This is a genomic window from Bifidobacterium rousetti (genome assembly GCF_008698235.1).
In the GTDB taxonomy this organism is placed as follows: Bacteria; Actinomycetota; Actinomycetes; order Actinomycetales; family Bifidobacteriaceae; genus Bifidobacterium; species Bifidobacterium rousetti.
On sequence record NZ_PEBH01000022.1, the window covers coordinates 1 to 8,140 of the forward strand.

General features: G+C 60.6%; 13 protein-coding genes. 2 read left to right on the top strand and 11 right to left on the bottom strand.

Annotated elements, in window-relative coordinates:
• Window positions 1-573: 573 nt before the first annotated feature.
• The 11 genes from CSQ85_RS12710 to CSQ85_RS12750 form a co-directional block, all read right to left on the bottom strand.
• Entirely contained in the window at window positions 574-930 is a 357-nt protein-coding gene (locus CSQ85_RS12710; RefSeq protein WP_150384323.1) for a hypothetical protein, read from the bottom strand.
• Between the two features lie 307 nt (window positions 931-1,237).
• Window positions 1,238-2,146 carry a phage major capsid protein gene (locus CSQ85_RS12715; protein WP_223846985.1) on the bottom strand — a complete coding sequence of 303 codons (909 nt, stop codon included), beginning with the start codon at window positions 2,144-2,146 and terminating at the stop codon, window positions 1,238-1,240.
• Window positions 2,147-2,234: 88 nt separating this feature from the next.
• Window positions 2,235-2,798 carry a hypothetical protein gene (locus CSQ85_RS12720; protein ID WP_150384325.1) on the bottom strand — a complete coding sequence of 188 codons (564 nt, stop codon included), beginning with the start codon at window positions 2,796-2,798 and terminating at the stop codon, window positions 2,235-2,237.
• The gene (locus CSQ85_RS13225; protein ID WP_190973046.1) at window positions 2,795-2,968 is read right to left on the bottom strand and encodes a hypothetical protein; all 174 of its coding nucleotides are present in this window, start codon (window positions 2,966-2,968) and stop codon (window positions 2,795-2,797) included. Before CSQ85_RS13225 ends, CSQ85_RS12720 begins: the two co-directional genes overlap by 4 nt.
• Complete coding sequence (locus tag CSQ85_RS12725; RefSeq protein ID WP_150384326.1) at window positions 2,958-3,176, bottom strand: hypothetical protein; 219 nt, start codon at window positions 3,174-3,176, stop codon at window positions 2,958-2,960. The genes CSQ85_RS13225 and CSQ85_RS12725 overlap by 11 nt, the downstream gene beginning before the upstream one ends.
• Window positions 3,173-3,433, bottom strand: a complete 261-nt coding sequence (locus CSQ85_RS12730; protein ID WP_150384327.1) for a helix-turn-helix domain-containing protein — start codon at window positions 3,431-3,433, stop codon at window positions 3,173-3,175. Before CSQ85_RS12730 ends, CSQ85_RS12725 begins: the two co-directional genes overlap by 4 nt.
• Window positions 3,434-3,500: 67 nt before the next feature.
• Window positions 3,501-3,809 (bottom strand): hypothetical protein, encoded by a 309-nt coding sequence (locus CSQ85_RS12735; RefSeq protein ID WP_150384328.1) that lies wholly within the window; start codon window positions 3,807-3,809, stop codon window positions 3,501-3,503.
• Window positions 3,810-3,840: 31 nt separating this feature from the next.
• The gene (locus tag CSQ85_RS12740; protein ID WP_150384329.1) at window positions 3,841-4,068 is read right to left on the bottom strand and encodes a hypothetical protein; all 228 of its coding nucleotides are present in this window, start codon (window positions 4,066-4,068) and stop codon (window positions 3,841-3,843) included.
• 144 nt (window positions 4,069-4,212) lie between these two features.
• A complete protein-coding gene (locus tag CSQ85_RS12745; protein WP_190973047.1) occupies window positions 4,213-5,511 on the bottom strand; it encodes an AAA family ATPase in 1,299 nt (432 codons plus the stop codon).
• The gene (locus CSQ85_RS13230) at window positions 5,508-5,912 is read right to left on the bottom strand and encodes a hypothetical protein (RefSeq protein ID WP_190973048.1); all 405 of its coding nucleotides are present in this window, start codon (window positions 5,910-5,912) and stop codon (window positions 5,508-5,510) included. Before CSQ85_RS13230 ends, CSQ85_RS12745 begins: the two co-directional genes overlap by 4 nt.
• Window positions 5,909-6,097, bottom strand: a complete 189-nt coding sequence (locus CSQ85_RS12750) for a helix-turn-helix domain-containing protein (protein ID WP_146143827.1) — start codon at window positions 6,095-6,097, stop codon at window positions 5,909-5,911. Before CSQ85_RS12750 ends, CSQ85_RS13230 begins: the two co-directional genes overlap by 4 nt.
• A 148-nt stretch (window positions 6,098-6,245) precedes the next feature.
• On the opposite strand from CSQ85_RS12750, the gene CSQ85_RS13235 reads away from it, so the two are divergent.
• Both CSQ85_RS13235 and CSQ85_RS12760 read left to right on the top strand, forming a co-directional pair.
• A complete protein-coding gene (locus tag CSQ85_RS13235) occupies window positions 6,246-6,890 on the top strand; it encodes a helix-turn-helix domain-containing protein (RefSeq protein WP_190973049.1) in 645 nt (214 codons plus the stop codon).
• Window positions 6,823-7,992, top strand: coding sequence for a tyrosine-type recombinase/integrase (locus tag CSQ85_RS12760; protein ID WP_107042673.1), 1,170 nt, complete (start codon window positions 6,823-6,825; stop codon window positions 7,990-7,992). Before CSQ85_RS13235 ends, CSQ85_RS12760 begins: the two co-directional genes overlap by 68 nt.
• Window positions 7,993-8,140 lie beyond the last annotated feature (148 nt).

The window sequence follows — 8,140 nt, forward strand, 5'->3', positions numbered from 1 at the left end:
GGAGTTGAACCCCCCACGTATCAGCGGAATGAGGCGATTTTGGCGGAATTCCAACGTTTGTTCATCAGTAGAGATAAGTGTTTTTCAACGGGTTTCGATACCGTTTGTAGGGTTTTTGTAGGGTTTAGGTATGGTGTGGGCCGTTGACTGATTCGGTGTGTCGTGAGTATCCGCTCGGCGCTCTAAGCTGGGCTTAGGCCGTTCCCTCCCAAAGCTCCACATACAAAGGTGCTTCGGGCCGTTATCCTTGGGGACGGCCGTTTTCGTTGGAATTCCGCCAATGTCACTACTGATGATGTTGCGTTGTGGCGTATCCGGCTAGTGGTGATTCCTCAATCGGATGGAACCGGCTCACGTCAAGGGTGTCCGTCTGGCGGACGCCCTCGCGTACCCGGTCGATCTCGACTAACAACTGATCGTCATAGGTGATAATGGTCATCTCGGGTAACGGCAACGGCGCCGTTGGGTGCAGCGTGCGCCATCGACTGCGGCACCTGCTCGAGCAGAAGTGGGCGAGCCGTGAGCGTACCGGCTTCCACCTGCGGCATTGCGGGCAATAGAGGAACCGGACGCTTACCATTCGACGCCCTCGGGTACGGGCGTGTCGTCGGGGCCCATCGTGCGCCACTGACGAATGAACTCGGGTTTGCGTCCCGGCGCATACCGGACCTCGGCGAGGATGAACCGGGCGGGCGGGGGCGTCATGCCGGGATGCCGCTTATGCCACGCCTTCCGGCATCGAACGCTACAGAAGCGAGCTGACGAGCGGCGGCAGGGGACGGGCAGGTGGCATTGCGGGCATAGGATGCCGCGCAGGATGTCGTGCGTGGTGCCGTGACGGCGCAGCCGGTCGTAATGGTGTCGGCAGTAGCCGCCGATCACGGCGGGTTCGCGGCAGTCGTACGCCTTGCACTGATACGGGTTCGTCATCGGTCAATCCTCCTCGGGGACGCTAAGCGCACACGGCCCCGGAGGGCATCCAGCGTCAGAGCTAGAGTCGCAGCGGCCCCCGCAAACACTCCGGGTACCCTCCCCCACGGGGGGTGGGGTGTGTTGTTCGTGGTGTGCGAGGGGTGTGTGAGGTGTTTTCCTGTTTTTGTGTCCCCAATGTCCCCAATGTCCCCATCGTGGGGAGTTTGGGGAGTTTGGGGACTGGGTTTGCGGGGTTTGTTTCCCTCGTCGGGGTGTGCCGGCGTGGGTTGGCCGTGTGGGCGTGTCCCGCGCCGGCGTGTGGGTGTCAGCGGGTGCGCTTGGTGTCGGTGGTCTTGAACGTGATCTTGCTGATCTTGGCCGGGTTGATGATGCCCACGCCGATGCGGCCGACGACGCGCACGAGCAGGCTGTCGCGGCGGAAGGCGTCGCCGTCGTTGGTGTCGGCGCGGATGTCGCTTAGTGCGGTGACGATGGTACTGGCGTCCACGACGAGTGCGGTGTCGGCGGCTACGGCGCTGTTGAGGATGATGGGCACGCCGAACAGTCCCGCGGCCGGCGCGTTGGCGACCTCGGGGGTGATAAGGCCGCGCCCGTCCGCGCCTTTGACCTTCAGCAGCTGTGCCCACGTCGAGAAGTTCAGCAGAATCGCGGTGGGCGTGCCGTCGTGGTCGGCGGCTGCGGCGATGCCGTCGAGAATCGGGTCGGTGCCGTAGGCGCCGGTGATCTCGTTGATGCCGTGCGTCCATGCGATGCCGGCGCCGCTGGTCGTCTCCGTGCGCTTGTTAATCAGCAGGTCGTCGAGTTTGCGGGTGACGGCGCGGCGTGCTGCGTTGGTGATGCTGCCCGCGGTCTGGGCGCTTTCGTACGCTTCTCGGCTGACCTCGGTGACGAGGCCGACTTTGACTGTGCGCACGATGATTTCGCTGAGGCTCGGGGCTGATTCGAGGATGGTCTGGCCTTCGGCGGTTACGGTGGCTTCGGGGTCCTTGCCGATGATGGGCAGGCGGACGGCGGGCGCGTCGCCCTCGATGGCGCCGGCCAGCGTGGTGACGCGCTGGTCGAGCGCGAGGGCGTCGGGGACCGCCTCGGATACCGGTACGATGCTGTCGGGTCGGAAGCTGTAGGCGCTGGTTGAAGTTGTTGTTGCCATGGTGGTGTTCTCTTTTCCGTGCGCCCGTTGCCCCGGAATATGCGAAAGCCCGGCCGGACGCACACAGTTAAGGTTGATCTGTGTTTGCGTCCGCGCCGGGCGGCTCGCGGAATCCGCGTCAAGCGGCTTTTCCTAAACGCCCATCATACCACTACCGGTGTTCCAGCGCCTTGTCGAGTGCGTCCTGTCCCTTGCGTCCGTGGCCGGTGCGTTTGTCCGTGGCGGGCCTGAAGTGGGCGGACACGTACGGGTGGCGCCGAACGTAGTCGTCGATGGCCGTCCTGAATTTCCCCCAATCGGCGTGTCCGTCGTCGTCGAACATGGATTCCGTGTCGATGGTGGAAAGCACGTCGGCGCGGGCTTCGGCAACGACGTTGGCCAGCGGGTTCGTGGGATAGTTGACTTCGCGGGAGGTTGAGCCCGGGATGCCCGACATGCCGATACGGCTCGGCGGGGTCGAGCTGGCGAGGATGTCGCGGCGTGCCGCGTCGAGCCGGGCTTTAGTGGTTTCGAGCTGGGCGGCGAGCTGGTCGCGCTCCTGCTCGGCGGTCTTCGCGCGCGTGCGGAGCTTCGCCGCCTCGTTCCTTGCGGACTTGAGCGCGAGAACGGGGTCTGTGTCGTCCGCTTGGCGCGTGTCCTCCTGCACGTCCTGCGGCTGGATGGCGTTGGGGGTTTCGGGCGTGGCGTCCGTGTTGGGGGTTTCGTTGGTGTTCATTTTGTGTTTCCTTCGAGATGGTTGGCGATGCGGGTCAATTGGTGGTCGATGTCTTGCAGGTAGTCGTCGATGCGGTATGTGTTCTCGAACAGGTGCGCGTCGAACTGGCGGATGGCGAGGGCGATGTCTCCGATACGCTCGTCCGTGGTCGGCTTGTTTTCATTGGTCATGGTTTTCCTCCGATGTTGTTGTGTTGTTGTGGGTGTGTTCGAGGCGTCTGCGCAACCGGCGCGACACGGATTTCTCCGCCTTGAGCTTTCTGCGATACCTGTCGAGCTGTTCGGTCAGTGACTGGATTTCGGCGCGCAGCTCGTCGGCCTCAATAGCGGCCTTCGCCTCAATGAGCTGTGGCGCGAGTTCTCCAATGGTGGCGGTCATCGCGTCGCCTCGTTGTGGATGACGCGGGTGAAGTCGTTCAGGTCGAGATTGAACGCCGTGGCGAACCGGTCGAGATCATCCAAGTTGGGGGCCGCGTTCGCGTCGAGCAGGCGCGAGACGAGTTCCACGGGAATGCCGGATTTCTCGGCGAGGTCCGTCACGGTCCATCCGCGTTCGTTCGCGAGGTGGGCGACGGTGTTCATCATGCGTTCGGCGGTTTCATGTCCGGGGCCGAACGGTTCAGCATGCAATGCCATATGTTTGTCCTTCCTAATGAATGGGGGCGGCGGCGGGGTGTCGCCGCCCGATTGTTGGGGTTATGCGTTAGAGCTGGATTCCGAGCTTCGTGGCCTCGGGGGTGGCGTCCTTCTTGGTGAGGGGCTTTTCTCCGTCCGGGTGGCCGTTCAGGCTGGAGTCCGCGAACCGGCGGATGTCCTCGGCCACGGTTCTGGCGCTCACGCCTGTGGTGGCGTCGCCGGTCAGGTCGTAGGCGAACGTGGGCATGGAGACGGTGAGTTCGGTCTCGCCGCGTTCCAAGGCGTCCGCGTACTGTTCGAGCAGCTGGGACATGAGATAGTCCTCGATGTCGGTGAGGGCGATGGTCTGCGCGTACTCGTTGGTGTTGTCGTTCATGTTGTTGTTCCTTTCGATGGGGGTGATTTGGTTAGAGGTTGAACAGGTCTTCGGCGGTCAGGTCGTCCACGATCTCGGCGGCTTGACACAAGGGGCATTCTTGGGTGATCGTGTCGGGTTGTTCGATGATCGGCCGTACGCTGTCGGCGCCGTACCGGAGGGTGAGGCCGCAAAGGCTCACGGCCGTGCCGTCCGGTAGGTAGTCGCCGACTGCGTGCAGGACGACCACCTGGCGGTGAGTGTGAGTGGTTGTGTTCATGGTGGGGTTCCTTTCTCTTGTCCCGCGCGCGGGGGAGTGGAACGCGGAAGTATTCGCGGAACAAATCGCAGACCTTGGAAACATTGGGGTTTGAATACTTCCGTGATTAGTTCCGCGTTCCGTACCCCCGCGCGCGAGGGGTGGCTAGTCGTCGGCCTTGGGGTCGGTGTACGAGAGTTTCCACACTCGTTTCTGGCCTCGGCCCTCGTACTCCGGGTCAGGTTCGGTGATAATCCAAGGGTCGCTAGAGCGTTCGCGGGCGTTGGTCAGCTGGCGTTTGCTGTACCCCTCGGCGGACGCGGCCGTGGCGATCTCCTTGTACGGCGCCGGTCCCTCTCTCAGGTACTCGGTGAGCCATTCGAGGACTTCGCCGCGTTCCGTTCTCGGCGCGTCGGTGGCGTCCTGCGTGATGTTGCGGTTGATTACCTCGTCCACGCTGCGTTCGGTCGGCATGAAACCGGTGATCTTGGGCACGGCGAACGCCTGTCCGTCGTCGTCGGTCACGTCCTGCGAGATAATCCCGTACGAGTAGCTGATACCCTGCGCGGTCGTGTAGCTGGACTTGTCGATGGTCACGACGCAATCGCCGTTCTCGTCGTCCTTCGCCACGAGCAGCAATGAGCGGATGACGTCGCGGAAGGCATGCGAGCCGCTGATCTTGTCGGACGCATACCCGCCGCCCTTGTTGAAATGCAGGATGCCGACAATGGCGATACCCAGCCGGTCGGCCATGTCGGCCAACGGGTCCAGCGCGCGGCGCACGTCGTCGCGCTTGTTGCTGTCGCCGTCCATCGCGCTGGTGATGGGGTCGATAATCCACAACCCCACGTGACTGGCGGTGAACGCGGCTTCGATCTGAGGCAGGTCGTCGGGGATGCGCACCCCTCCATCCGGGCCGTCGCCGTCGCGCATCGTCAGGAAACTCACGCGCGTCAGGTCCGCGCCCGCCGCTTCCAAGCGCATGCGCTGCATCGACAATGAGTCCTCGATGCCGCTCACGGCCACGTTCACGGGGACGTGCTTCCAGTCGCCGTCGAGCAGTCCGCGCGTCGCCAACGCGGCGCGGGACAGGGACAACGTCGATTTGCTCACCCCGGAACGTCCGGCCATTAACGTGATTACGCCGGTCGGAATCATCGGGTCGTCGAGGAACCGGGGGCGTTTCTTCGCGACTGACCCGGCCGGAGTCAGCGCCACGCGGCGTTCGGGCTGGCGGGGCGTCTTCGGGGGAAGGACGTCGTGTCGTGGTTGCTGCATGTCCTTAACGCTCGGCATGGGCGGGCGTCGCTTGGAGCGGCCGACCTGCTCGAACTTCGCTTTCGTTTCCGGGTGGGCGTCGAGATACGTGTCAATGGGGGAACCGGCCGCGATCTTCTCGAGGTTCGCTAGAGTGCGGTCGGCCATGCGGTCCGCTGCGGGTCCGGCCGAAATCGTCAGACTCATACGCGCTTCACCTTCTCCCAGCCGGTCAGCGGTTCGAACGGTTTGCCGCCCGCCGTTCGAGGGGTGCCGTCGCCCTGGCGGTAGCGGCCGACCTCCTCGCCGTCGAGTTCGCGCGAATGCAGTTCGCGCCATGCCGTCATGCGCTGGTTCCACGCCTCGTCAACCCGCACGACTCCCTCGCGGAAGGCGAGCAGCAGCAGGGCGATTGAGGCGCTGATAAGCGCCTTCAGCGGCTCAAGCTCCGCGAAGCCGTAAGCGGTAAACACGAGAAGAAACGCCAGAATGAGCAGGGTTGACGCTACAATTTCGGTGCAATTCAGGTCTGTGGTAGGTCCGGGATTGTTCTTGCAGGTCGTCGGCGTGCCAGCGTCGGCGACCTTCTTCATCTGTGCTGCGATCATGCGGCCACCGCCTCGACAGGGGTCATCGTAAGCCACTGGTCGAGGTCTGACTTTCGGTAAAGGACTTTTCCCCCGACCTTGAAGAACCTTGGTCCTTTGTGGCAGTAGGCGTAAGTAGACAGTGTGCCGTAAGTGGTTTTTGAATATTCGGCAGCTTCCTTGCGGGTAAGCCATGTATCTTCCATGTTCAACAACTGTCATCCTTTCTGAACATTCGTTATACAATCTGTATAACTGTCTACCAGAATATACGTTGGTCAATGATTGTCAAAGACGACACGCCGATTTCGACAAGGATTAATGACTTTCTTATTTGTTTAATAAAATGGCGGCATGACAGCAACACGCAGCGTGAACCAGATAGATTCGACCGGGCAGCAGGTCGCCGACAACATCAAGAGACTGAGAGGGGGTATGCAGTACAAGGAACTGGCGGAAAAGCTGAAAGGGGCTGGCAGGCCAATAACGCCTATAGGTCTTAAAAGGATAGAGACGTGCGAACGGAAGGTTGACGTTGACGACCTTATGGCGTTCGCCGTGGTGTTTGACGTATCGCCTTTGACGCTTCTGCTACCTCCCAGTGGATCGAAGAGCATAACTGGCCAGATAACTGGTTGTGACCACGAGCTTGGATGTAATGTGATCTGGTCATGGGCTACGGGGAATGAACCATTGGCCGTCCCGAAAACCCAGCCGGGTTATGACAGAGCTGTAGCGGAATACCAAGGGCGCGCCATTCCTCAGCCGATAGAGAATCGAGCGGCCCCGAGCGTACCCACTGCGGTGAACTTCTTGGATGCGGACATGTCGGCCTTGTTTAGAAGACGAGAACTCAGCCAATGGGCGGACTCTCCACTTGCTGAGGCCGCTGGTAATACGCCGCTGAATGCTTCCGAAGAGAAGACTTTGAATGACGCGCTTAGCAGCGCCGGCGAGGCAGCGCGGGAGTACTACAAAGCTCAGAATTACAGCGATTGAGAGGATCTGCGTGGTTGCGGTTTCGTATCAGAAGTATCAACTGAAGTCCGGGGAAACCCGATGGCGTGTGTGCTACAGGGACCCGGTACACCGAAATGTCGAAAAGGCGGGGTTCCGACGCAAGATAGACGCTCAGGACTGGGCGGCTAGGAATGTAACCACCGCGATTAACGACGGCGCATATGTGGACCCTCAAGGTGGCCGTGCTGTTGTGGAAGACTTGGGGCGTGAGTGGGTAGCCGCACACAAGAGCGTATGGAAACCGTCGCACCACCATAGTGTTGAAATCGCCTGGAGGGTCCACGTTGAACCTCAATGGGGGCATCGTCGTATCGGTGAGATACAGCACTCCGAAGTACAGGAATGGGTAAACAAGCTCGCATCCCAGCGCAGCGCGTCAGTCGTGATAAGGGCGTTCGGCGTTCTTAAGGGCATATATGACACAGCAGTGAAAGACGGCCGTATTATTCGGACTCCGGTAAAGGATATACAGTTGCCGAAGAAACGCCGCAAGCCTCGGACTTACCTAACGCCATCTCAGCTATTGAACCTCGCTGATTGTAGCGGCGAGTATAGGCCGCTAATTCTAGTGCTCGGGCTATGCGGGTTGCGCTGGGGTGAGGCTACGGCGTTGACGGTCGCGGACATCGATTTCAAAGCCAATCGTATTCGTGTCAACAAGAGCGTTACAAGGGTAGGAAGAGACTTTGAACTGGGCACACCGAAGACAAACCGGAACCGTACTGTTCCTATGCCGCAAATAGTGCGTGAGTCATTACTCGGTGTTGTGCAGGGTAAAGGCTCAGAACAACTAGTGTTCTCGTCTCCTGGCGGCGGCTATGTGCATCCACAGACGTTAGGACATCGTTGCTGGTATAAGACGGCGGTCGAACGTTCCGATACGCCACCACTTACCGTTCATGATCTACGGCATACCGCAGCGTCGATAGCTGTTCACAGTGGCGCGAATGTGAAGGCTATACAACGCATGCTTGGGCATTCTTCAGCTGCAATGACGTTGGACGTGTACGCTGATCTGTTCGACGATGATCTGGACGACGTGGCGGCACGGGTGGATATGGCGCTTAAGCAGCTCCAATAATCAACCCCGATCAACCAAGTTTATTAAAAATTGTAGGGTTTTTTGTAGGGTTTTCCACCTTCGGTGCGAATGAGAGAAGCCTCAAATCGCTGGAATTCCAACGATTTGAGGCTTCTCATACTGCGTGCGAGTGGAGGGAGTTGAACCC

Bases quoted from the DNA above. Each gene is read 5' to 3' on its own strand.
- CSQ85_RS12725 (WP_150384326.1), bottom strand. From the start codon at position 3,176: ATGACCGCCACCATTGGAGAACTCGCGCCACAGCTCATTGAGGCGAAG.
- CSQ85_RS13225 (WP_190973046.1), bottom strand. From the start codon at position 2,968: ATGACCAATGAAAACAAGCCGACCACGGACGAGCGTATCGGAGACATC.
- CSQ85_RS12740 (WP_150384329.1), bottom strand. From the start codon at position 4,068: ATGAACACAACCACTCACACTCACCGCCAGGTGGTCGTCCTGCACGCA.
- CSQ85_RS13230 (WP_190973048.1), bottom strand. From the start codon at position 5,912: ATGATCGCAGCACAGATGAAGAAGGTCGCCGACGCTGGCACGCCGACG.
- CSQ85_RS12750 (WP_146143827.1), bottom strand. From the start codon at position 6,097: ATGGAAGATACATGGCTTACCCGCAAGGAAGCTGCCGAATATTCAAAA.
- CSQ85_RS12720 (WP_150384325.1), bottom strand. From the start codon at position 2,798: ATGAACACCAACGAAACCCCCAACACGGACGCCACGCCCGAAACCCCC.
- CSQ85_RS12710 (WP_150384323.1), bottom strand. From the start codon at position 930: ATGACGAACCCGTATCAGTGCAAGGCGTACGACTGCCGCGAACCCGCC.
- CSQ85_RS12745 (WP_190973047.1), bottom strand. From the start codon at position 5,511: ATGAGTCTGACGATTTCGGCCGGACCCGCAGCGGACCGCATGGCCGAC.
- CSQ85_RS12730 (WP_150384327.1), bottom strand. From the start codon at position 3,433: ATGGCATTGCATGCTGAACCGTTCGGCCCCGGACATGAAACCGCCGAA.
- CSQ85_RS13235 (WP_190973049.1), top strand. From the start codon at position 6,246: ATGACAGCAACACGCAGCGTGAACCAGATAGATTCGACCGGGCAGCAG.
- CSQ85_RS12735 (WP_150384328.1), bottom strand. From the start codon at position 3,809: ATGAACGACAACACCAACGAGTACGCGCAGACCATCGCCCTCACCGAC.
- CSQ85_RS12760 (WP_107042673.1), top strand. From the start codon at position 6,823: ATGACGCGCTTAGCAGCGCCGGCGAGGCAGCGCGGGAGTACTACAAAG.